The sequence below is a fragment of the Tidjanibacter massiliensis genome (assembly GCF_900104605.1).
Lineage (GTDB): Bacteria > Bacteroidota > Bacteroidia > Bacteroidales > Rikenellaceae > Tidjanibacter > Tidjanibacter inops.
Genome location: NZ_LT629960.1, coordinates 334,665 through 357,384, shown reverse-complemented (window position 1 = coordinate 357,384; position 22,720 = coordinate 334,665). Strand labels below are relative to the sequence as shown.

Here is a 22,720-nt window from a genome sequence, read left to right as displayed (position 1 = left end):
GCCGCCGTGGCGGCCGGGAAACGATTCCAAAGACACGGCGTGTCCGCGAAGATTTAAAATATATCGCAAAGCCGCACGGTCTGCAACCGGTCGGGCCCTACGGACAGTACGGCCACCTTGATTTTCGTCAGCTCCTCGATTTTACGCACATAATCCTGCGCCGCCTGCGGCAGCTCCCCGAAACTCTTGATACCGGAAATATCCTCTTTCCAGCCCGGCAGCTCGATATAGACCGGCTTGCAGCGCTGGAACTGCGGAATGGTAGGCGGCATGGTCTCGATACGTTTTCCGTCGAGCTCGTAAGCGACGCATATCTTCACCGTGTCGAGCCCGGAAAGGACGTCAAACAGCATGAGCGCCAGATAATCGATGCCGCTCACCCGGCGGGTATGGTTGAGCACTACCGCGTCGAGCCAGCCCACCCTGCGCGGACGCCCCGTCACGGTACCGTATTCGTGTCCGCGTTCGCGGATATAATCCGCCGTGGCGCCTTCGAGCTCCGTCGGGAAAGGACCCTCGCCCACCCGCGTGGTGTAGGCCTTGCAGACCCCCAATACGTTATCGACATACCGCGGAGCGATGCCCGTATTCTGCGGAACGCTCGACGCCGTAGGACTGGAGGAGGTCACATAGGGGTAGGTTCCGTGGTCGATGCAGAGCATGACGCCCTGAGCCCCTTCGAAAAGGATTTTCGACCCTTTCTCTATCTCCTCGTTTATCAGCACGGACGTATCGCATATGTATTTGCCAAGCCTGCCGGCAAGCTCCATGTACTGCGCATAAATCGTGTCGAACGACATGGGTTCGCATCCGAACATGCGCAGCTCCATGTTTTTCTCCTCCAGCGCGTCGCGCAGCCTCGCAGCGAAATAGTCCGCATCGAGCAGGTCGCCCATGCGGATGCCCGTCCGTTCGTACTTGTCGGCATACGCCGGGCCTATTCCCTTCTTGGTCGTCCCGATAAGCTTGCCTCCTTTCATGGATTCCATCGCCCCGTCGAGCACCGAATGGTAAGGCATCACGACCGCTGCCCGGTCGGAAATGTAGAGATTATACTCCCTGATACCGCGCGCCTCCAGCGCCTCCAGCTCGCTGACGACGCTCACCGGGTTCACCACCATGCCGTTGGCCATCACATTCTTGATGTGCGGATTGAATATACCCGACGGTATGCTTTGCAAGGCGAACCGCTGCCCGTCGAACGTAATGGTGTGACCGGCATTGTTTCCGCCCTGATAACGCACCACCACATCGGCGTTCCCGGCATAATAATCGGTTATCTTTCCTTTTCCCTCGTCCCCCCACTGGGTTCCGACGACAACCAGCCTCTTTTTCATCGCTATCGTTCTTCTTCTGAATCTTCTTTAATCCCCGCCCTGCGGTAGATGTAATCTACATTCTTCATATAGTAATCCAGTGTGAAACATGCATCCAGCTCCTCGCCGGTCAGATACTTCATCACCTCCGGGCTCTCGTGCAGCAGCTCCTGATAATCGCGCCGCTCGCCCATGGCCCGCATGGCGATGGGCTGCACCATGTCGTAGGCTCCCTCGCGCGAAAGCCCCTTCCCGATAAGGGCGTTCATGACGCGCTGGGCGAAGATGACGCCGCGCGTGCGGTAGATGTTCTCCAGCATCACCTCCGGAAAGACCGTCAGGTTTTCGAGCACGCCACGGAAACGCGTCAGCATATAGTCGAGCAGCATGGTGGCGTCGGGCAGGATGATGCGCTCGGTAGCCGAATGGGAGATATCCCGCTCGTGCCACAGCGCCACGTTCTCATAGAACGTAAGCATGTATCCGCGCATCACGCGTGCACACCCCGTAATGTTTTCGCTGCTGATGGGATTACGCTTGTGCGGCATGGCACTCGACCCCTTCTGACCCTTACCGAAGGCCTCCTCCACTTCGTGCACCTCGGTGCGCTGCAGGTTCCGCACCTCGAACGCCATCTGTTCGAGCGAAGCGGCAATGACAGCGAGCGTCGCCATGTAGTAGGCATGCCGGTCGCGCTGGATGACCTGCGTGGAGATATTGGCACTCTGGATACCGAGCTTTTCGCATACATAATCCTGTATGAAAGGCGGAATGTTGGCGAAATTACCGACCGCCCCGCTGAGTTTGCCCACCTCGATATTGCGGGCCGCCGCACGGAAACGCTCCAAATTCCGCATCATCTCCTCGTGCCACAGCACCCACTTGAGGCCGAAACAGGTAATATCGGCATGGATACCGTGCGTGCGTCCGATGCAGGGCGTATCCTTGAAACGAAGTGCCTGCCGGCGCAGCATCTCGATGAAATCCTCGATATCTTTCAGCAATATCTCGTTGGCCTGCTTGATGAGATACCCGTTGGCCGTATCCACCACATCGGTACTCGTCAGACCATAATGCACCCACTTGCGCTCCTCGCCAAGCGTCTCGCTGACGGCACGCGTGAAAGCCACGATATCGTGATGCGTCTGCTCCTCTATTTCCTTTATACGGTCTATGCTGAACGACGCCTTCTCCCACAGCTTGGCGACATCCTCCTTCGGAATGACGCCGAGCTCGCTCCACGCCTCCGCAGCAAGTATCTCCACCCTCAGGTATGCCTCGAATTTCCGTTGTTCCGTCCAAATGGCCCGCATGGCAGGCCGGCTGTATCTCTCTATCATATCTGCATTGGTTTTGCTAAGGAACAAAGATACAAAATCACCGGCATTACAGTGTCATGCCCGACCATTATATCATCTTTTTTCCGGCCCATACGCCATGCCCCCTGCGGAATCCTCCTCCGCACAATACGCACAATCAAGCCGATATCTCCTGTCGTAAAGAGTAGCGCCCGCCGCCTCTCTCCCCGAAACCGCTCTTCGCCGTACCTCACGGCTCCCCATACCGCCTGCCGACCCTACATAAACATTTCCCCGACTGCTCCGTCGTCTTGACCGGTCCCAAAAAATACCCCGGACCGAATGCCACAAACGGTCTCCGGCATTTTCTCCGCCACCAGGCTTTGGATAATCGTTTTTTTGGCTTATATTTGCATCCGCTTAAGACAAGAAGCCCGGAGAGATGGGTGAGTGGCTTAAACCACCAGTTTGCTAAACTGACGTACGGGATTACTGTACCGGGGGTTCGAATCCCTCTCTCTCCGCAGATAACCTTAATTATTAAGGCCTTACAAATAAGACGCCCAAAAAGGAACCCGTTTTTCGGGACTTTTCGGGTGTTTTACTTTTGTCTGCCTCTAAAATCGCTGCGGCATGGAGATTTTCCTCGAAGAGTTCCATTCGTACCGCATACGGCGGTCGGCACGAAATGAGCGGAACGAGACAGCGCTTTTGTTCCGCCAAAGAAACGACATCATCCGTGCGGGAAACATATGCCAATCTTCCTTGCCGAAATCCATACATCCGCTCCGCACCAAACAACCGGCAGGAACCTTCATCGAAAGATGTATCCTGCCCGCTGACGGTGTTTTTCCGCTGCTATCGGACACGCGCCAGAGCCAAACGCATCACTCCATGATTTCGGCCAGCGCATCCACCAGCGCGTCGATATCCTCGTCGGTAGTATCCCATGAGGTCACGAACCGCACTTCATCGGCGGCCTCGTTCCACACGTAAAAGAAGTAGCGTTCGGAAAGCCGTGCGATAACCGTACGGGGCATGGCGATAAAGAGCTGGTTCGTCTCCACCGGCTGGGTGAGGCGCAGTTGCGGGAAGCGGGCCAATGCCGCAGCCAGGCGGCGGGCCTGCCGGTTGGCATGCTGTGCATTACGGAGCCACAAACCGTCGAGATAAGGGATGAACTGGGCCGACAGGTAACGCATCTTGGAGGCCAGTTGTGCCGACTGTTTGCGGTAATACTTGATGTCGGCAGCGACCTCCTCCCTGAAAGCCACGACAGCCTCCCCCATCATCATTCCGTTTTTCGTCCCGCCGAGGCTGAGAATGTCCACCCCGGCATCTACGGTGACCTCGCGCATGGTACACCCCAGCGCCGCACAGGCGTTGGCCAGACGTGCCCCGTCCATGTGAAGCTTCATACCGTGGGCGTGGACGAGCGAGGCGATAGCCCGCACTTCCTCCACCGTATAGAGCGTACCGAGCTCCGTAGCCTGCGAAATATAGACGGCGCCGGGCTGCGCATGGTGGCAGTCACCGAAGTGCTGCAAATGGGGACGGAGCAGGTCGGGCGTCAGTTTGCCGTCGGGCGTGGCGACCGCGATGAGCTGACACCCCGTCATTCGCGCCGGAGCGTTACACTCATCCACGTAGATATGTGCCGTAGCGGCACACAGGATGCTGTGAAACGACCGCGTCACCGCCTGCAGCGCCACACTGTTGGCCCCCGTTCCGTTGAACAGGAAAAAGGGACGGGCCTCCTCCCCGAAGACCTGCCGTACACACTCCGCGGCCCGTTCGGTCCAGCGGTCGTCGCCGTACCCGGCTGCATGGTCACGGTTCGCCTCGATAATGGCGGCCATCACCTCCGGATGGACGCCCGAATTGTTATCGCTCGCAAAACTCCTCATAGTCCGTATCGTTTTTAACGGTGCAAATATACGCCGATATGCCTGCGGATATTCGGCCCCGCCTCTTTTTCGGAACAAGGCGCAGAACAAGACACGCCGACCGGAAAACACACGCCCGCAGCCGAAGCCGCAGGCGTACGCAATCATCCGGGAAGGCAGTCGCTCCGGTTGCCTGTATCCGTTAAAACCCGATTCCGCTGATGTAGCCGTAGAGGTTGCTCACAACACCCGAAGCAAGTATCCCGACCGTACAGAATACGAGGCTCGCCCTGTTATAACCGTCCGTACGAAGACGTTCCGAAATGCCGCCTTCCGGAGCGTTGATGAACATGGCCTTGATTATCCTCAGGTAGTAGTAGAGCGATACTACCGTGTTGACCAGCGCAATGAAGACCAGCAGGTAATCCCCCTTCGCCGCAGCTGCCGCGAAAATGAAAAATTTACTGAAGAAACCGCCGACCGGAGGGATACCCGCGAGCGAAAAGACCGCGAGCATCATCACCAAGGCGAGTTTCGGATTGGACTTATACAGTCCGTCGTAAGCGCCGATGTCCGTACGGCCGCTGTGGTTTTCGACGGAAGCGATGACACCGAACGCCGCCATGTTGGCGAAGAGGTAGACCAGCACGTAGTACACTACAGCGGAGAGTCCCTCCGGCGTACCGTGCAGCACGCCGAGCATGATGTACCCCGCCTGCGAAATGGACGAGTAGGCAAAGAAACGTTTGATGTCCCGCTGACGGATGGCGAACAGGTTGCCCACCACAATGGTCGCCACCGTAACCGCCCACAGGATATAGTACCAGATACGACCGATGTTGCCGAATACATGATGCAGCGTCAGCAGCAGCACGAAGCAACCCGCCGCTTTGGAAACTACCGAAAGGTAGGCTGTGGTAGCCGTAGGTGCCCCTTCATAGACATCGGGAGCCCACATATGGAAAGGCACGAGCGAAATCTTGAAAGCCAGTCCGGCGAAGAAGAAGACGAATCCCAACACCGTCATGAAATCGGCGCTCACCAGCGGCTGCATGTCGGCGAAATACATCGTCCCCATCGCACCGTAGAGATATGAGAGGCCGAACATCATGATACCCGACGAGAGCGTGGACATCAGGATGTATTTCGCTCCTGCCTCGGCCGACTTCTCCCGGTACTTGTTGTACGCCGCGAGGCATGCCGTCGGCAGCGATGCCATCTCGATACCGATGTAGAGCAGCATGAAGTTCCCGGCGGAGACCATCAGATACATGCCCAGAAGCGTGGCGAGCGTGATGACGTAATACTCCCCCTCGCGGATGGCCGTCTCCCGGCCCCGCAGCCATTCGCCGGCCTGCATGAAGACCACGAGCGTACCGAGATTCAGGATATTTTTCATCAGCACCGTAAGCCGGCTCGTGATATACATTCCCCCGAAGGCGCTCCCTTCGGGCAGACAACAGAAGAATCCGGCCACGGTATGCAGTGCGAAAAGGACAATCGCCAGCGGCCGGAACCACCGCATCGCACGCGTTTCGCCGGCGAATATATCGAACAGGAGCAGTACCACGAACACGGCAAGCAGACCGAGCTCCTGGCGCATTACCAAGAAATTACCCAAATCCATACGCTAAAAGAGGTTTAAATGTTCCATTATCGGTCCGAGGCTCTCATAAATCAATCCCTGCGCACCGGAGGGCCACACGCCTACCGCCACGATGCAGGCGATGAGCGCCACGGCCGAGAAACGCTCGTACCAGTGCGCATCGTCCAGCTTCAAGTGGTCGGGATTCTGCACCGGACCGTAGAGTATCTTGCCGACCGTACGCAGGATATAGACGGCCGTCACCACGATGGAGGTCGCCGCCAGTATCGTCAGTACGCGGCGCAGCAGGTCGGCATGTTCGAACGAACCGATGAAAACGGTCATTTCGGCCACGAACCCGCTGAATCCCGGCAGGCCGAGCGAAGCGAAACCGGCTATCACGTAACAAACCGATGCGAAGGGCATGATACGCATCAGGCCGCCCATCTCGCGGATGTCGCGCGTGTGGGTGCGGCCGTAAATGACGCCTATCAACGAAAAGAACAGGGCCGTCATCAAGCCGTGAGAAAGCATCTGAAGCACCGCGCCGGTCATGGCCGTCCGGTTAAGCATCAGAATGGCGAAGAGCACGAGGCTGCAGTGGCTCACCGACGAATAGGCGTTCATGTACTTCAGGTCGGTCTGCACCACCGCGCCGTAGGCGCCGTATACCACCCCGATACCGGTAAGGATAAGGAATATCCACGACAGCTCCTGCGCCGCCTGCGGCATCAGGAATATCGCCACACGGAAACAGCCGTAGCCGCCCAGCTTCATCAATACGCCGGCATGCAGCATCGAGACCGAAGTCGGCGCCGCGGCATGGCCGTCGGGCGACCACGTATGGAACGGAAAGAGCGCCCCGAGCACTCCGAAACCGATAAATGTCAGGCAGAATATCCAATACTGATGATTCATGGGAATACTGAGCTGCGAAATCTCCATGATATTCATCGTGGTCGCCCCGGCGGTGAAGTAGATGCCGAGAATCCCCGTCAGCAGGAAGGCCGAACCGCCCATGAGCATCAGCGTCAGCTTCGTGGCGGCATAGACCTTCTTTCCGGTACCCCATACCCCTATCAGCAGAAACATCGGGATGAGGGCTATCTCGTAGAACATGAACATCGTGAAGAGGTCGAGCGAGATGAAATAGCCGAAAACGCCCACCGCCAGCAGGCTGTACCACACGAAGAAATCGCGCTCCATGTTCCACGCCGAGAAGACGCCCGCGAAGGCCACGACGGCCGAAAGCAACAGCATCACCACCGAGATACCGTCCACACCCACCGTATAATGGATATTGAACGGCGCATACCATACGGTGTCGCTGCAAAGCAGCATCGCCTCGTCCGACACCGCCCGCTGCTGCAGGAACACGACCGCTACCACCACCGCGCACACCAGTTGCAGTCCGAACCCCGCCGTGACCACCGTGCGCACGAACCGCTGCCCCTTTCCCGTGAAAAGCGCGAGCAGGGTGAGCAACGGTATGATAACCAATAAAGACAATATATTCATAACCCCGTCAGAATATAAATACACAAACCACGATAACGAGTACCGACCATACGAATACCGCCGCGTAGGTCTGTACACGGCCCGACTGCATTCCCTTCACGGCACGCGACAGGCTCTCCGTCCCCGTTCCGAGGGCATTGATACCGCCGTCTATCGCATGGCGGTCGAACCATGCCACGGGAGCACTCACGCAACGGAACAGAATCTTTTTGGTGACGAACTGCCATGCCTCATCGATATAGAAGCGATGGTAGGCCGCCCGCCAAAAACCGGCCCACTTCGCGGCGACCCGCGCGGCCAGTCCCCGCTCCCGCATATAGAAGCGTGTCGCCACGGCGATACCCGCCAGGCTCACCAGAATGCCGCCGGCGGCAATCGCCCAGTCGATGTCCAGCCTGTAAGGGATGCCGTCGCTGCTGACCAGCCGCGAAAAGGGAAGCCACCCCGTCACGCACGAGAGCAGTGCGAGGAATACCAGTGGCACGAGCATCGAAGCCGGCGCCTCGTGCGGACGCACTTCGTACTTCCGTTCCGTTCCCCAGAAGATGCGGAAATAGAGCCGGAACATATAGAAGGCCGTCAGCCCCGCCACGAGCAGCAGCACGGCGAAGATGAACTTGTCGTGCCCGAAGGCGGCCGACAGAATCTCGTCCTTGCTGAAAAAACCCGAAAAAGGCGGGATACCCGCTATGGAGAAACAGGCGACAAGGAAGGTAATATGGGTGACGGGCAGGTATTTCCGCAGGCCGCCCATGGCCTCCATCTCGTTGCTGTGCACGGCATGAATCACCGCACCGGCACCGAGGAAGAGCAGCGCCTTGAAGAAAGCGTGCGTAAAGAGGTGGAACATGGAGGCCGTATAGCCCTCGCCCGCATGACCGCCCATACCCGACACGCCGAGCGCGACCATCATATAGGCTATCTGCGAAATGGTGGAAAAGGCCAGTACCCGTTTGATGTCGGTCTGCGTGATAGCGATGACCGCGGCAAAAAGCGCCGTGAAAGCACCCACGTAGGTTATCAGCGTGAGTACATCGGGCGCGGCGAAATAGTAGAGCGGGAACATCCGCGCGATAAGGTAGACGCCCGCCACCACCATCGTGGCGGCATGGATGAGCGCCGACACCGGCGTCGGACCCTCCATGGCGTCCGGAAGCCAGATGTGCAGCGGAAACATTGCCGACTTGCCGGCCGCCCCCATGAAGAGGAGCGCCATCGCCCACGTCGCGGCCGAAAGGCCGAGGAACGAACCGCCCGCCAGGGAGGTCACCGCCAGGGAAGCATCGTCGGCCGTCAGCAGTCCGAAGTCGAACGTACCCGTATAGAACGAAAGGATAAGAATGCCGATTAGAAAGCCCAGGTCGGCGAACCGCGTCACGATGAACGCCTTTTTGGAGGCGGCTATCGCAGCGGGCTTCGTATAATAGAAACCGATAAGCAGATACGAGGAAGCCCCCACGAGTTCCCAGAAAATATACATCTGGAAAATGTTGGTAGCCACGACCAGTCCGAGCATCGAGAAGCTGAAGAGCGACAGGAAGGCATAGTAGCGCTGAAACCCCCGCTCGCCCTTCATGTAGCCGAAACTGTAGATATGGACCATCAGCGAAACGGTCGTTATCACCACCAGCATCATCACCGAAATGGGGTCCAGCAGCACGCCCATGTCGATGTGCAGCGTGTCGCTGAACCGGAGCCACTGCGCCGACCATGCCGTCAGGGCGCGGTAGGCGTCTCCCTCCAGCCCTTCGACGAAGAAATAGCGGTATGCCGTCAGGTACGACAGCAGCGCAGAGACGGCCATTCCGAGCGTACCGCAAAGGCCGGCGGCCCGGGGCCGCAGCCATTTGCTGCCGAGCCCGATGAAGAGAAACATCACCATCGGGACGAGAATGATATATACGGTATATCCCATACTCCTAATATTTCATTTTGTCGATATGCCGGACGTCGATGTTGTTCGCCAGGCGGTACACGTTGATGATGATGGCGATGGCCACCGCCGTTTCGGCCGCCGATATGGCGATGCCGAAAAGACTGAAGAACAGTCCCTCCATGTGTTCCGGATAGAGGTATCGGTTGAACACGCTGAAATTTATCTCGACCGAGTTGAGGATGAGCTCGATGGATATGAGCACCGCGAGCAGGTTCTTGCGGGCGATGAACCCGTAGATTCCTACGAAGAACATGATTGAACTGACAATCAGGTAATGCTCCATGGATATCATCATAGTCTTGCCGTTTTTTTGTCGTTTACCGTTTGCGCGCTATCAGGATGCCGCCGATGGCGCACACGAGCAACAGGATGCTGAGCGCCTCGAACGACAGCAGGTATTCGTACTTGTCCGTCCCCATGAGGGTCTGCCCGACCGCCTTCATATCGGTCTCGTGGTCGCCCAGCACCGTGGGATTGCTCCCGTAGAGGAAACGGTGCTTCAGCGTCACCCAGGTGGTGATGAGCAGTCCGGCGAAGGCCGTGACGGCACCGGAAAGCACCCTGCGCCGGTCGTGCGGTTCGGTCCGGTCGCCTTTGGAACTCGTCAACAGGATGGCGAAAATGAAGAGGATGAGAATGCCGCCCGCATAGACCGAAAGCTGCACGACCGCCAGAAAGTGGTAATTCAGCATAAGGTAAAGCCCCGCGGTGCCTATCAGCACGAGAAGCAGATAGGTCGCCGCACGGAATATCTTGCGCGAGGTGACCGCCAGCACCGACGATACGATTATCGCCGCGGCCAGCAGATAGAAAATGATTACGTTAGCTATCCCTTCCATGACTTATTCCGTTTTTGATTCCGTTCGGGCCTCCGGCGATGCCGCCCCTCCTTCCGGTGCCGGAGCGGCCGGTTTCGGAGCGGGTGCCGGTTTCGGAGCTTGCGAAGAGCCCGGCCGATTGAGCTGAAGCAGCAGCCGCTCCTTCGTGAAGACGGCATGCTCGAACTCGTTCGTGAACCGGATGGCTCCCGTCGGGCAGACCGAAACGCACAGACCGCAGAAAATGCAGCTTCCGAGGTTGTAGAGGTGTTTGTCGAGTACCCGCTTCGGCTTGCCGGTCGCGGGGTCGGTCTCCGTCCGTGCGACGACCTGTATCGTACCGTTCGGACAGTTGTTCATGCACATGCCGCAGGCGATGCATTTGTGGTGGTTCTCCGCGTCGTGCGGCATGGTGAGCAGCGCACGGAACCGCTCGCCGTATTCCCGCCTGCCGCGGTTCTCCGGATATTGCTGCGTCACCTTCGGACGGCAGAAGTTGAGCATGGTGACATACATCCCCTGCCCCAAATGCCATATCCCGACGAATATGTTCTTTATGTAATTCACGACTTTCATAAGGCTACAAGATAACGACCACCGACATGAGTATCAGGTTGAGCAGGCAGACGGGCATCAGGATTTTCCATTCCAGGTTGAGCAGCTGGTCGATGCGCAGACGCGGGAACGACCACCGCACCCACATGGCCAGGAACATGCAGACGCACGTCTTGCCGAAGAACCACAGCAGCGACGGGATGCAGTCCATCGCGTGGTTGAACCCCTCCCAGCCGGGAACGTGCAGCGGCTGCCACCCCCCCAGAAACATGGTCGACGCGATGGCCGCCACGATGAACAGGTTGAGGTACTCGGCCAGGTAGAAGAACCCGAACTGGATGCCGGAATACTCGGTATGGTAACCGGCCGTCAGCTCCGATTCGGCCTCCGGCATGTCGAACGGTCCGCGGTTGGTCTCGGCATGGCCCGCGATGAGGTAGGTCAGGAAGGCGATGCACGCCGGAACGTGTCCCTTGAAGATGAACCATCCGTCGGCCTGCTGGGCCACGATTTCGGAGAGCTGCATGGTGCCGGAAAAGACCACGATGACCATCAGCGACAACCCGGCCGATATTTCGTAACTGATAAGCTGTGCCCCGCTGCGCATGGCGCCTATCATCGAATACTTGCTGTTGCTCGACCATCCGGCCAGCAGGATGCCTACCACGCCGAGCGACGAGACAGCGAGCAGGTAGAATACGCCCACGTTGAAGTCGATGGCCTGCAACCCTTTGGCGAAAGGCAGCGCCCCGAACGTGCATATCGAACCGATAATCACGAAGAACGATGCCATCCGGAAAAGCACCTTGTCGGACTTGTCGATGTGCACCAGCTCCTTGAGCAGTATCTTTATCATGTCCGCCACGGACTGGAAGATGCCCCACTTGCCCACGCGGTTGGGGCCGAGGCGGCACTGGAAGAATCCGCATATCTTCCGTTCGGCATAAATCAGGAAGAGCGCTATCAGAGCGTAGGCGACGAGTACCGCCACTCCTATCAGCACGAACTCCACCAGCAGCGCCCAACCGTCGCTCATGCAGCCGTGCAGCGAAGTGTCAATCCATTGCGTCAGTTTTTCAAAACTCCACATAATCCATTCCTCATTCATTAATATCCACTTACCGGTCGATGCACGGTATCACGTAATCGAACGAACCGCCGAGCATGATGAGGTCGGCCACCTTGCCTCCCGGCGCCACATCCTTCAGCGCTCCCACCAGCACCATCGACGGCGAACGGAACTTGACGCGATAGGGCGTCTTATCGCCGCGGCTGGTGATGTGCACGCCGAACTGCCCGCGGGCATTCTCCACCCGCTGGAAGTAATCCCCCTGCGGAAGTTTGATGACGCCCTTCACCTTCTCGGCATACGGCCCCTCCGGAATGTTGTCTATGAGCTGTTCAATGATGCGCAGCGACTGTTCTATCTCGTGCAGACGGATGATGTAGCGGTCGAAGGTCATGCCGCCCGTGCGAAGCAGCTCTTCGAATTCCACTTTTCCGTAAGCGGCATAAGGTTCCGCCCGGCGCAGGTCGTTGGCCCAGCCCGACGCCCGGCCCGACGGTCCCGTGACCCCCAGCGCGATAGCCCGCTCGCGCGAAAGATAGCCGGTACCGGCCATACGCCCCGTGGCTATCGGATTGCCGGTATAGAGCATGTGATGCTCCCGCAGCATCTTGCGCATGTAGGGAATGAACTCCTTCACCCGCTTCCGGAAGTTGGGATGCAGGTCGCACGCCACGCCACCGATGACGTTGTAGTTCGCCATGAGCCTTCCCCCGGCCGTCTCCTCGAAGATGTCCATAATCTTCTCGCGATCGCGCAAACCGTACATGAAAGCCGTCACCGCTCCCATATCCATGCACATGGACCCCCAACCCAGCAGGTGGGAGGCGATGCGCGTCAGTTCGTCGAAAATGGTGCGGATGACCACCGCCCGCTCCGGAACGTCCATTTGCAGCGCCTTTTCGCAGCAGAGGCAGAAGGCATGCCGGTTCATCGTACCGGACAGGTAATCGAGCCGGTCGGTCAGGTGCAGTATCTGCGGATAGGTATACCCCTCGCACAGTTTCTCCACCCCGCGGTGGATGTATCCGAAATGGGGGTCCACCGACCGGACGATTTCGCCGTCGAGCGCCACGCGCAGGTGCAGCACACCGTGCATGGCAGGGTGCTGCGGTCCGAAGTTGATGACGTAATCGTCCTCGCCGTACAACGGCCGGAGCACCGTGCGCTCGTTGCCGTCGGGCCCGACCTCCACCGAAGGTACGGTATCCATGTCGGCCAGGGATTCGTTCTCCAGCGGTACGGGATTGGCTTCGGGCGAAGCGTCGTAATCCTTGCGCAGCGGATAGCCGTTCCAGCTCTCGCGCAGGAAGAGACGGCGCATGTCGCCGTTGCCCGCGAAGCGGATACCGAAATAGTCATGCACTTCGCGTTCGTACATCAGGGCGACTTCCCATACGTCCCCCACCGAAGGAATCACCGGCCGTTCCCGGTCCGCCACGACAGTTTTGAGTACCACCACATCGGCCGTATCCTCGCTGCGAGCCACATAGTCGATTATGCCGAGCGCGTCGCCGTAATCCATGCCGACCATATCCACGAGGAAATCGTAACCGCACTCCTTCAGGAAAGCAGCCGCTTCCGGCAGCCGTTCGGACGGAACGTTGAACGCTTCGCGTCCGTCGGCCTCGGTCACCGCCTCTTCGGCGAGCCAACCGAATCTATTTCTCATTTTTTCCCTTATCATACACGGCTTCGTTCTCTTCGGGTGTGACATGTTCCTTCACCGCAGGCTGCTGCGGCAGTTTGAAAAAGTTCTGTACCTTGATTTTGCGTTCGAGCTGCATCATCCCGTACAGGATGGCGTCCGGTCGCGGAGGACATCCCGGCACGTAGACATCGACCGGTATCACCTCGTCCACCCCCTTGACCACATGATAGGAGTTGCGGAACGGTCCGCCGCAAATGGCGCAGCTTCCCACGGCAACGACGTATTTCGGTTCAGCCATCTGGTCGTACAGACGTTTCAGCACGGGGGCCATCTTGTGCACGATGGTACCGAACACGAAGATGACATCGGCCTGACGGGGGCTGTTGCGGTACACCTCCCAGCCGAAGCGGGCAAAATCGGTATGGGCGCCGCCCACACACATGAACTCAATGCCGCAGCAGCTCGTGGCGAAGGTCAGCGGCCATACCGAATGCGACCGACCCCAGTTAATCATGTCGCTCAGCCGGGTCACGACCACCGGAGCGCCGCCCTTGCGGAGCTCCTCGACATACTGTTCGAGGTACTCGTTATCCTTGAAATCTTCGTAGCGCATATTCTTGATATGCGTCCTTTTGCTCATTTCCATTTCAACGCTCCTTTCTTCCACGCATAGGCCAGACCGAGGGCGAGGATAATGAAGAAGAACAGCACGCTCTCCAGCCCTTCGGGGCCGAGGTCCCTCATCACCGTAGCCCACGGAAACAACAACACCGTTTCGACATCGAACACGAGGTAAAGTATCGCAAACAGGTAATACCCCACACGGAACTGCATCCACGACGTACCGCGGGTAGGAATACCGCACTCATACACCTCTCCCTTCAGCGGGTTCGTCGAACGGGGCGCGAGCCACAGGGCTATCAACAGGGCCGCTCCCACCAACACGACGGCGGTTATCAGGACAACAAGGAATAATGCTGAATTGCTCATTTCATGAATGATTTTATGTATTTTCGACAACTGCGGCACGACCCGCCCGGAAACGAAGCCGAGGGAATGCCGCACCCCTCTCCACCGACCGTGGAAAGCTGCAGAGCTCGGCGTCCGCCACGACAGACGGACTATACAGACGTCAAAGGTTGAGCCGCCTGAGTTCGCTGAGAGAACCGCCCGAACGGACACTGCCGTTAAACACGGACTCATAAAAACGCAGTTCGCCGACAACGGCACTCTCCGCGGCCGGCTGGAAACTGATGAATTTATGGAAATCCTTGATGTTCAGCACAGAATAAGCACACGAGAAACCGTTGGACAGACCGAAACTCCCCTGTTCGCACGCAGTGTCTCCCCCGTCGCAGTCGACCGTCAGCACGAGACCGGGATGCTCCGCCGTCTCACTGCCGAACGCAATCGGACTCCGCGACGCGAAACAGTACGCGAACGCATTGAAGAGTATCGCCGTCAACAATACGATGAATTGCTTCCATTTCATTTCCCGAGCGATTTCGGGGGCAAAAATAGTACAAAAACCAATACGCAGTTCACCCCGGAAAAATAAATAACCGGTGCCATAGCCCTCTGCAACGGCACTTTCCGTCACGGAAAGGTCAGCCGAGCAGGTATTTCTCGACCAGTGCAGCACAGGTACGCACATATTCCGTACAGGGTTTTTTCCTGAATCCTTCGGGCAGGCCGGGTTCGAGTCCCAACAACTGACCGCACCGGATGGAACCGTGTTCTGCCCTGAACGCTTCCGCCATCATCTTCACGGTATCGTAATTGGCATTCCGGGCCTCCTTGCCTTCCGATACCGCACCGTTATGAAGACCGGCCAGCATGGACATGCCGCTCACCGTACCGCAAACATGGCGCATGCCCGCCAGCCCTCCGCCGAACGGCGACGACAGTTTCATGGCCATCCCCTCGTCGAGCCCGAAACGATCGGCATAAGTAACGAACACCGCCTGCGCACAGTTACACCCCTTTTTGAAACGTTCCACCGCTTGCTCCACCCTGCTTTCCATATCTTAATTCACTCTATGATTAAATCCGCCGGCACCGCCTCCGCGAAAGCCATGAGGTCTGCCGGGGCGATGACAATCTGTACCCCCCGGACACCGGCACTGATATATATCCGCTCCCGCCGCCCGGCACCCGCATCGATGAATGTGGGGTAACGTCTCTTCATCCCTATGGGTGAACACCCGCCGCGGACATACCCCGTCAGCGGCAGCAGCTCCTTTACCGGAACGAGGTCGGCCTTCTTGTTGCCCGATGCCCTGGCCGCCTTCTTCAGGTCTACCTCGGCATCGCCGGGTACGACGCATACGAAAATACCCGTCCGGTCGCCGCGCAGCACGAGCGTCTTGTACAGCGCCCCCGCATCCACACCGAGCGATTCGGCTACGTGTATCGCGGAGAGGTCGTTCTCATCCACCGGATAGGTATTCAGTTCATACGCTATCCCCGCCCTGTCGAGCAGCCTGGCCGCATTGGTCTTGTTCTCTCTCTTCATCCGGGACGACCGTTTGACGCCGCAAAGTTATGAAAACGCCCCTTCACATACAAGGTACCGGGGCCGTTACTCCCGCTTCTTCCCACAGGCGAAAGCGGAAAGTCCCCGCAGCATGCGGCTCCGTGGCACATGTTTTGCACCCTTTCCGCAGACCGGAAAATTCCCGGCAACGGAATAACAACTTAAAAGAAAGGATGATTATGGCACTATTACACAAAATCGGCCAAAGCGATTCGGAAAGCGTGTACGACGCTTATGCACAGAAGCCCTCGGAAGGCACCATCGCCAAATACAAAATGCCCGACGATTCCCACGACCCGGAGGTCATTACCGACCTTATTCTGGACGAACTGCTGCTTGACGGCAATGCCAAACAGAACCTCTCCACATTCTGCCAGACCTATGCAGACCCCTATATCCGCAAGATAATGGACGCCTGCATCGACAAGAACATGATAGACAAGGACGAATATCCCCAGACGGCGGAAATCGAGCGGCGCTGCGTACAGATACTCGCCGACCTCTGGAACTCGCCCGAGAGCAAGACGACCATCGGATGTTCGACCATCGGTTCGAGCGAAGCCGCCATGCTCGGCGGCCTGGCCATGAAATGGAGATGGCGCGAAAAACGGCAGAAAGAGGGAAAACCAACCGACAAACCGAACCTCATCACGGGTCCCGTACAGGTATGCTGGGAGAAGTTCGCCCGCTACTTCGATGTAGAACTGCGCGAGATACCGATGGAACACGACCGCCTGCTCATGACCCCGGAAGAGGTGATAAAGCGTATCGACGAAAATACCATCGGTGTCGTGCCGACTTTCGGCGTGACCTTCACCCTACAGTACGAGCCGGTCAAGGAGATAAGCGACGCGCTGGACGACTACCAGAAGCGGACGGGGCTCGATATCCCCATCCATGTGGACGGTGCCAGCGGCGGTTTCATCGCCCCCTTCATCCAGCAGGATATCGTATGGGATTTCCGCCTGCCGCGCGTAAAATCCATCAATGCTTCGGGCCACAAGTTCGGTCTCTCGCCGCTGGGTGTGGGCTGGGTGGTATGGCGCGAAGAAAGCGACCTACCGAAAGACTTGATTTTCAACGTCAACTACCTCGGCGGAGAGATGCCTACCTTCGCCCTCAACTTCTCGCGGCCCGGCGGACAAATCATCGCACAGTACTACAACTTCCTGCGCAACGGCCGCAAGGGATACGAACGCATCCACAAGGCCTGTCAGGAACACGGCATGTTCATTGCCGGAGAGATTGAAAAAATGGGTATCTTCGACATCCTTTACGACGGTTCGACCGGTATTCCGGGCGCCGCATGGATGCTCAAGAAAGGAACCGACCTCGGCTTCAATATCTTCGACCTTTCGGACAGGATGCGTGTGCGCGGATGGCAGATAGCCTCCTATACGCTCCCGGTAAACTGCCAGGACATGGCCATACAGCGTGTGCTCATCCGCCACGGCTTCAGCCACGACATGGCCCAACTGCTGATAGACGACCTGCAGCGCAGTATCGAATACCTCCGCAAGAATCCCATGACGCACAGCCTCGACGAAAAGACGGCCGGCGGATACCACCATTAAAATAATCGGATATGGCCAAGACAAATACCAAGAAGCCCACGGCCGGCAGCAGTACCGGCCTGGGCAAACCGGGTAGCATGAGTACATGGCAACTCGCGCTGATGACGGCCGCGGCCGTCATCAGCCTGCGGGGACTGCCTATGATGGCACAGGAAGAACTGACCATGTTTTTCTATATTCTCTTCGCCACCGTACTGTTCCTCATCCCCGCCTCGCTGGTCAGTGCCGAGCTGGGAGGGGCATTCGCGGCCAAGGGCGGCGGCGTCTATACATGGGTCAAGGAGGCCTACAACAAAAAGGCGGGCTTTCTCGCCATCTTCCTGCAATGGATACAGAACGTGGCGTGGTACCCGATTGTACTCGGATTCGCCGCAGCGGCTATCGCCTACACGATAGGAAAGCCGGAACTCGCCGATAACGGCAAGTTCGTCGGTATCTTCTCGATAGCGGTCTACTGGCTGGCTACCCTGCTGACCTTCAAGGGAAGCTCCATCGTATCGAAAATAACCAGCCGGGGGTTCCTCATCGGCACCGTCCTGCCGGGCATCGTGATAATCGTGATGGCACTGGTATGGATAATCGGCGGCAACCCCATCGCATTCAAGGAGCTTCCCGCATCCGTGCCGGAAATCGCCTCCGTGACCGCAGGGCATCCCCACCCGCGTTTCTTCCCCCATATGACCGGCCTCAGCGACCTGGCCTTCCTCGCAGGCATCGTGCTTCTGTTCGCCGGCGTCGAGGTACATGCCGTACACGCCAACGAACTCCGCAACCCGCAGAAGCAGTACCCGAAGGCCATGTTCATCGCCGCAATCATGTCGTTCCTGATATTCACGCTCGGAGCGCTCGCCATGGCGGTGATAACTCCCTACAAGGACATCAGCCTGCAGTCGGGACTCATGGAGAGTTTCCGTTACGTATTCGACCACTACCACATCGGCTGGATGACCAACGTCGTCTCGCTGCTCGTCGCATTCGGAGCGCTCGCCGGCGTCCTCTCTTGGATAGCGGGGCCGAGCCGCGGACTGCTCTGGACGGCACGTGACGGAGAACTCCCCCAATCGCTCACGAAGACCAACAAGAACGGTGTCCAGAAAAACATCCTCCTTATACAGGGTGGTATAGTGACCCTGCTGTCGCTGTTCTACATCTTCATCAAGAACGTGAATGTCGCATGGTTCCTGCTCAGCGCACTGACCGTAGGGCTCTACCTCATCATGTACATGCTGATGTACGCCTCCGCAATCAAACTGCGCAGGACGCAGCCCGACCTTCCGCGGGCCTACAAGGTTCCGGGCGGCAACGCCGGGATGTGGCTGATAGCCGGCATCGGATTCCTCGCGGTGCTGTTCTCGTTCGTACTCACCTTCTTCCCGCCGTCGCAGCTTCCGGTCGGCAGTCCGGCCACTTACACGGCGCTCGTGGCGGGCGGAACGATACTGTTCGTAGCCATCCCGCTCATCGTCAGCAGCGTCATGGCGAAAAAAAGAACCGCTGCGAGTGCAGGGACGAAAGGCTCCGGAACGGGCAAGTAATCCCTCTCCAATTCGACAAGAAGGCACGGACTTTTCACAGCTCCGTGCCTTTTTTCTCTTACAATCAAACCGTCCGCCGCCTTTCGGAGAAGGCGGCGGACGGTCGTTTCCGGACACACCGAAACGGACGGCCGAACGCGACCGTACCGACAGACAATCGTTAAAGATAACGACAAAAATCCACAATTACAACACATCCAAAACTTGTTTGTTCAATTTATATTCCATAATTTTATTTACACAATGAACGTGTATGCTCGGAGCCGAAACACGACTGCTGCACATTCCGTAACATGCGGCAGAAAACCTGCCCATCCGGAGATTCAGAACTGTATCGGCCTATCGTTCCATTCCGGATGCAGCGGCTGTTCCGGCGGATACATATCCGCCGGACAGTATTTTAAGGCAGTACGGCAAAGCCCTGAATACGGAAACGGGACCGTTCACCATCCGTCTACCGTTACAGGAGAAGCCCGGAGAAAGACATTCATACGGAAAGGTAGGAGCGGCATGCGGGAATGACGCCAAAAAAAACTAATTTTGCATGCAACGGAATTCCTCCGGAATGCATCATGCATATATCCGGATGAAGACGACTTTCCCGGCTTTACGATAATTTTACCAAAGCGAACCGCTAACGATGGACAGATTTCTCCGCATCCTCTTCACAACCTGCATGCTACTACTGCCGGCAGCCGGAGTGTCCATGCCGGCGGATGGAATACGCGGCGGGAATGCCGAGACAGGAAAAGCATGTGCATTGCAGTCCGTTACACCGTCAGACGAGCCCTCCTCCGGCGAAGAACAGGAGCGCCGGAAAGTAGGCCTCGTACTCAGCGGAGGAGGGGCCAAAGGCGTCGCGCACATCGGCGTCATCAAAGTGCTGGAAGAGGCGGGAATCCCCATCGACTACATCGCGGGGACAAGCATGGGTGCCATCATCGGCGGCCTCTATTCGATAGGCTGGTCCACGCAGGAGCTCGATTCGCTGGTCAGGAACCAGGATTGGATGGCACTGTTGAGCGACAAGATACCCCGACGCGACAAACTGCTCTCGGAGAAGGAGATAACCGACATGTACATCCTCTCCGTCCCGCTCTCGCTGGACAAGAAGTTCTCCATACCCTCCGGCGTGCTGGCCGGACAGAGCGTCCTCAACCTGCTCAACGAGATGACGCTCGGCTATCACGACGACGACCTCGATTTCGATTCGCTGCCCATCCCCTTCGCATGCGTGGCCTACGACATGGTGAAAGGCGAGGAGCAGGTCTACCGCCACGGCAACCTGCCGCTGGCCATCCGGGCGAGCATGTCCATTCCGGGGGCGTTCGCACCGGTCATACGCGACAGTATGGTGCTGGTGGACGGCGGTATATACAATAATTTTCCGGTAGACGTCGCCCGCGACATGGGAGCCGACATCATCATAGGCGTAGACCTCGCTGCAGGCCCTCACGACATGGAGGGACTCACCTCCATGATGGGACTCATCGACCAGATAACCACCTTCCTCGGCCGGGACGAATACACGAAGAACCTGCAGGACGTAGATCTTTACCTCAAACCCGACATCAAACCGTACAATTCGGGCAGTTTCAACCCCGAAGCAGTAGACAGTCTGCTGGTACGCGGCGAGCGGTGCGCACGGCAGAACTGGGATAAAATCGTGGCCCTGCAGGACAGCATCTACACCGGCAACACCTACATGATACGCAAGGAGCGCATCCTCGCCAGCGACACCGATTCCGTCCGGATAGGCAACATCGAATTCGTGGGGCTGACACGCAACGAGGAGACGTTCCTCCGCCCCTCTTTCGGCATTGACGAACAGACGGTGATAACGAAGGGGCATCTCAACGACGCCATCACGAAACTCAGAGGGTCGGGAGCCTTCTCCTATGTCACCTATACGCTCGAAAGCAGACCCCCCTATACGCTCACCGTCTCCGTGGACGAGAAACAGGAGGCGATGATAAACGTAGGCTTCCGGTTCGACACGGAGGAGATGGCGAGCATCCTTCTCAACACCACCCTTACCCTGCGCGGACTGCAGGGGCCACGGCTCGGTCTGACTGTCAGACTCAACGAAAATCCCTACATCAAGCTCGATTTCCGCTCCAGCAATATCCTGATGGGCCGGCTCAGCCTGTCGTACATGTACAAAAGCAACAACTACCGGCTCTACCGCAACGGCAGGGGCATCAACAACATCACCTTCGGCCAAAACCGCGTCGAACTCTTCTTCTCACCCGCCAACCCCATCGTCTTCAATCCCAAGGTAGGAGTCAGCTACGAACATTTCAACTACAACTCGTTCCTTTTCGCCTCGGACGACGACCGCATCGCCGTGAAACCCGAAGGGTTCGTCAATTATTACCTGACGGGCAACCTCGAAACGCTGAACGACCACTACTTTCCCACGCGGGGCGTATCGGTCTACGCAAAAGCGGCTCTCCATACCGACAACGGCTACGGTTACAACAAAGGAACGCCGTTCGCATCCGTATCGTACAGTTTCCGCTGGGCGCTGTCGGCCACCGACCGTCTGACGTTCATCCCCTCGCTGTACGGGCGCACGCTCATCGGCAACGAAGTGGCCTACTCCTACTACAACTACATAGGCGGAGAGGTGGCCGGCCGCTACATGGAACAGCAGATTCCCTTCGTCGGCATCAACCACATGGAAACGGCCAACCGGTCGGTACTCACGGTGAACCTCGAAGCCCGCATGCGGCTCTTCGCACGCCATTATATATCCCTGAAAGGGGCATACGGCATACAGAACGAGAACTTTTTCAAGATGTTCACCGAAAGCCGCAACCTGTTCGGAATAGGGCTGAAATACGCCTATAACTCACCCATCGGCCCCATCTCGATTCTCTTCGACGTCTCCAACATCGACAAATCGCTCGGCGTCTATTTCAGTCTGGGGAAAACCTTCTGACGGCAGCCGTCTGCGGCCGCTAACCCGGATAAAAGACCTTCATTTGCGGGTACAAGATATATGTCGTACCTTTGGGCTCCGTGGGTAAAGAGAGGATAAAATACATAGCGGCGCTGCTGCTGTCGCTGACGGTGTGGTATCAATGCTGTACCACCCTCTTCAGCCATACCCATACGATAGGCAGTTACCGCATCACCCACTCGCATCCCTACACGGGCACTTCCGACAATCCGTGCCATTCGCACACGGCGGCCCAATTTCTGACCATCGCCCTGCTGTCGGCTTTCACGGCACTCGCCGCCATGCTGGCCGGAGCGGCGGCCGCCGCTCCGGAAACGGGCAGGCTACTACGCCACCTCCTTCCCTGCGGCACCACGGCCCCGCATACTCGGGCGGTATCGCTCCGAGGCCCTCCGGTATCGGCCTGACTTCCGAACCTTTCCTCATCAAGATTCTCCGTTCCGCATGGCCCCATGCAGAGCGGACTACCGATACCATATAT

General features: G+C 57.7%; 20 protein-coding genes and 1 tRNA gene. 5 read left to right on the top strand and 16 right to left on the bottom strand.

What is annotated here, in order from left to right:
• Positions 1-53: 53 nt before the first annotated feature.
• Both BQ5361_RS02485 and purB read right to left on the bottom strand, forming a co-directional pair.
• The gene (locus BQ5361_RS02485; protein ID WP_022063366.1) at positions 54-1,337 is read right to left on the bottom strand and encodes an adenylosuccinate synthase; all 1,284 of its coding nucleotides are present in this window, start codon (positions 1,335-1,337) and stop codon (positions 54-56) included.
• Positions 1,338-1,339: 2 nt separating this feature from the next.
• Positions 1,340-2,656 carry an adenylosuccinate lyase gene (gene purB / locus BQ5361_RS02480; RefSeq protein ID WP_022063367.1) on the bottom strand — a complete coding sequence of 439 codons (1,317 nt, stop codon included), beginning with the start codon at positions 2,654-2,656 and terminating at the stop codon, positions 1,340-1,342.
• Positions 2,657-3,050: 394 nt separating this feature from the next.
• Between purB and BQ5361_RS02475 the strand changes: the two genes are divergently transcribed.
• A tRNA-Ser gene (locus BQ5361_RS02475) sits at positions 3,051-3,138 on the top strand.
• 363 nt (positions 3,139-3,501) lie between these two features.
• Here the strand turns inward: BQ5361_RS02475 and BQ5361_RS02465 are convergent.
• The 14 genes from BQ5361_RS02465 to ybaK all read right to left on the bottom strand — a co-directional run bounded on the left by BQ5361_RS02465 (position 3,502) and on the right by ybaK (position 16,144).
• The gene (locus BQ5361_RS02465) at positions 3,502-4,521 is read right to left on the bottom strand and encodes a threonine aldolase family protein (protein ID WP_022063368.1); all 1,020 of its coding nucleotides are present in this window, start codon (positions 4,519-4,521) and stop codon (positions 3,502-3,504) included.
• A 181-nt stretch (positions 4,522-4,702) separates the two neighbouring features.
• Positions 4,703-6,127, bottom strand: a complete 1,425-nt coding sequence (locus tag BQ5361_RS02460) for an NADH-quinone oxidoreductase subunit N (protein WP_022063369.1) — start codon at positions 6,125-6,127, stop codon at positions 4,703-4,705.
• A 3-nt stretch (positions 6,128-6,130) separates the two neighbouring features.
• On the bottom strand, positions 6,131-7,603 hold the full coding sequence (locus tag BQ5361_RS02455) for a complex I subunit 4 family protein (protein ID WP_035471728.1): 1,473 nt from the start codon (positions 7,601-7,603) through the stop codon (positions 6,131-6,133).
• A 7-nt stretch (positions 7,604-7,610) separates the two neighbouring features.
• On the bottom strand, positions 7,611-9,518 hold the full coding sequence (gene nuoL / locus BQ5361_RS02450) for an NADH-quinone oxidoreductase subunit L (RefSeq protein WP_071424904.1): 1,908 nt from the start codon (positions 9,516-9,518) through the stop codon (positions 7,611-7,613).
• A gap of 4 nt (positions 9,519-9,522) precedes the next feature.
• The gene (nuoK, locus tag BQ5361_RS02445; protein WP_035471914.1) at positions 9,523-9,831 is read right to left on the bottom strand and encodes an NADH-quinone oxidoreductase subunit NuoK; all 309 of its coding nucleotides are present in this window, start codon (positions 9,829-9,831) and stop codon (positions 9,523-9,525) included.
• A 25-nt stretch (positions 9,832-9,856) separates the two neighbouring features.
• On the bottom strand, positions 9,857-10,378 hold the full coding sequence (locus BQ5361_RS02440) for an NADH-quinone oxidoreductase subunit J family protein (protein ID WP_035471725.1): 522 nt from the start codon (positions 10,376-10,378) through the stop codon (positions 9,857-9,859).
• 3 nt (positions 10,379-10,381) lie between these two features.
• Positions 10,382-10,933: an NADH-quinone oxidoreductase subunit I gene (locus tag BQ5361_RS02435; protein WP_052130959.1), complete on the bottom strand. Its 552-nt coding sequence runs from the start codon at positions 10,931-10,933 to the stop codon at positions 10,382-10,384.
• 4 nt (positions 10,934-10,937) lie between these two features.
• Positions 10,938-12,002 carry an NADH-quinone oxidoreductase subunit NuoH gene (nuoH, locus tag BQ5361_RS02430; protein WP_022063375.1) on the bottom strand — a complete coding sequence of 355 codons (1,065 nt, stop codon included), beginning with the start codon at positions 12,000-12,002 and terminating at the stop codon, positions 10,938-10,940.
• A gap of 28 nt (positions 12,003-12,030) precedes the next feature.
• Entirely contained in the window at positions 12,031-13,650 is a 1,620-nt protein-coding gene (locus tag BQ5361_RS02425) for an NADH-quinone oxidoreductase subunit D-related protein (RefSeq protein ID WP_035471723.1), read from the bottom strand.
• The gene (locus tag BQ5361_RS02420) at positions 13,640-14,275 is read right to left on the bottom strand and encodes an NADH-quinone oxidoreductase subunit B (protein WP_022063377.1); all 636 of its coding nucleotides are present in this window, start codon (positions 14,273-14,275) and stop codon (positions 13,640-13,642) included. The genes BQ5361_RS02425 and BQ5361_RS02420 overlap by 11 nt, the downstream gene beginning before the upstream one ends.
• A complete protein-coding gene (locus BQ5361_RS02415) occupies positions 14,266-14,619 on the bottom strand; it encodes an NADH-quinone oxidoreductase subunit A (RefSeq protein ID WP_022063378.1) in 354 nt (117 codons plus the stop codon). The genes BQ5361_RS02420 and BQ5361_RS02415 overlap by 10 nt, the downstream gene beginning before the upstream one ends.
• 142 nt (positions 14,620-14,761) lie before the next feature.
• Positions 14,762-15,121 carry a hypothetical protein gene (locus BQ5361_RS02410; RefSeq protein WP_035471720.1) on the bottom strand — a complete coding sequence of 120 codons (360 nt, stop codon included), beginning with the start codon at positions 15,119-15,121 and terminating at the stop codon, positions 14,762-14,764.
• A 115-nt stretch (positions 15,122-15,236) separates the two neighbouring features.
• Positions 15,237-15,653, bottom strand: coding sequence for a C-GCAxxG-C-C family protein (locus tag BQ5361_RS02405; RefSeq protein ID WP_035471717.1), 417 nt, complete (start codon positions 15,651-15,653; stop codon positions 15,237-15,239).
• Positions 15,654-15,661: 8 nt separating this feature from the next.
• Positions 15,662-16,144 (bottom strand): Cys-tRNA(Pro) deacylase, encoded by a 483-nt coding sequence (ybaK, locus tag BQ5361_RS02400; RefSeq protein ID WP_022063381.1) that lies wholly within the window; start codon positions 16,142-16,144, stop codon positions 15,662-15,664.
• Positions 16,145-16,344: 200 nt separating this feature from the next.
• Here ybaK and BQ5361_RS02395 point away from each other — a divergent pair, with 200 nt between their 5' ends.
• The 4 genes from BQ5361_RS02395 to BQ5361_RS02380 all read left to right on the top strand — a co-directional run bounded on the left by BQ5361_RS02395 (position 16,345) and on the right by BQ5361_RS02380 (position 22,646).
• Entirely contained in the window at positions 16,345-17,739 is a 1,395-nt protein-coding gene (locus BQ5361_RS02395) for a glutamate decarboxylase (RefSeq protein WP_022063382.1), read from the top strand.
• A 77-nt stretch (positions 17,740-17,816) separates the two neighbouring features.
• Positions 17,817-19,274, top strand: coding sequence for an amino acid permease (locus BQ5361_RS02390; protein WP_399270640.1), 1,458 nt, complete (start codon positions 17,817-17,819; stop codon positions 19,272-19,274).
• 640 nt (positions 19,275-19,914) lie between these two features.
• A complete protein-coding gene (locus BQ5361_RS02385; RefSeq protein ID WP_022063385.1) occupies positions 19,915-22,218 on the top strand; it encodes a patatin-like phospholipase family protein in 2,304 nt (767 codons plus the stop codon).
• Positions 22,219-22,298: 80 nt separating this feature from the next.
• Positions 22,299-22,646, top strand: coding sequence for a hypothetical protein (locus BQ5361_RS02380; RefSeq protein ID WP_143047475.1), 348 nt, complete (start codon positions 22,299-22,301; stop codon positions 22,644-22,646).
• Positions 22,647-22,720: the final 74 nt, after the last annotated feature.

Bases quoted from the DNA above. Each gene is read 5' to 3' on its own strand.
- BQ5361_RS02485 (WP_022063366.1), bottom strand. From the start codon at position 1,337: ATGAAAAAGAGGCTGGTTGTCGTCGGAACCCAGTGGGGGGACGAGGGA.
- purB (WP_022063367.1), bottom strand. From the start codon at position 2,656: ATGATAGAGAGATACAGCCGGCCTGCCATGCGGGCCATTTGGACGGAA.
- BQ5361_RS02465 (WP_022063368.1), bottom strand. From the start codon at position 4,521: ATGAGGAGTTTTGCGAGCGATAACAATTCGGGCGTCCATCCGGAGGTG.
- BQ5361_RS02460 (WP_022063369.1), bottom strand. From the start codon at position 6,127: ATGGATTTGGGTAATTTCTTGGTAATGCGCCAGGAGCTCGGTCTGCTT.
- BQ5361_RS02455 (WP_035471728.1), bottom strand. From the start codon at position 7,603: ATGAATATATTGTCTTTATTGGTTATCATACCGTTGCTCACCCTGCTC.
- nuoL (WP_071424904.1), bottom strand. From the start codon at position 9,518: ATGGGATATACCGTATATATCATTCTCGTCCCGATGGTGATGTTTCTC.
- nuoK (WP_035471914.1), bottom strand. From the start codon at position 9,831: ATGATATCCATGGAGCATTACCTGATTGTCAGTTCAATCATGTTCTTC.
- BQ5361_RS02440 (WP_035471725.1), bottom strand. From the start codon at position 10,378: ATGGAAGGGATAGCTAACGTAATCATTTTCTATCTGCTGGCCGCGGCG.
- BQ5361_RS02435 (WP_052130959.1), bottom strand. From the start codon at position 10,933: ATGAAAGTCGTGAATTACATAAAGAACATATTCGTCGGGATATGGCAT.
- nuoH (WP_022063375.1), bottom strand. From the start codon at position 12,002: ATGTGGAGTTTTGAAAAACTGACGCAATGGATTGACACTTCGCTGCAC.
- BQ5361_RS02425 (WP_035471723.1), bottom strand. From the start codon at position 13,650: ATGAGAAATAGATTCGGTTGGCTCGCCGAAGAGGCGGTGACCGAGGCC.
- BQ5361_RS02420 (WP_022063377.1), bottom strand. From the start codon at position 14,275: ATGGAAATGAGCAAAAGGACGCATATCAAGAATATGCGCTACGAAGAT.
- BQ5361_RS02415 (WP_022063378.1), bottom strand. From the start codon at position 14,619: ATGAGCAATTCAGCATTATTCCTTGTTGTCCTGATAACCGCCGTCGTG.
- BQ5361_RS02410 (WP_035471720.1), bottom strand. From the start codon at position 15,121: ATGAAATGGAAGCAATTCATCGTATTGTTGACGGCGATACTCTTCAAT.
- BQ5361_RS02405 (WP_035471717.1), bottom strand. From the start codon at position 15,653: ATGGAAAGCAGGGTGGAGCAAGCGGTGGAACGTTTCAAAAAGGGGTGT.
- ybaK (WP_022063381.1), bottom strand. From the start codon at position 16,144: ATGAAGAGAGAGAACAAGACCAATGCGGCCAGGCTGCTCGACAGGGCG.
- BQ5361_RS02395 (WP_022063382.1), top strand. From the start codon at position 16,345: ATGGCACTATTACACAAAATCGGCCAAAGCGATTCGGAAAGCGTGTAC.
- BQ5361_RS02390 (WP_399270640.1), top strand. From the start codon at position 17,817: ATGAGTACATGGCAACTCGCGCTGATGACGGCCGCGGCCGTCATCAGC.
- BQ5361_RS02385 (WP_022063385.1), top strand. From the start codon at position 19,915: ATGGACAGATTTCTCCGCATCCTCTTCACAACCTGCATGCTACTACTG.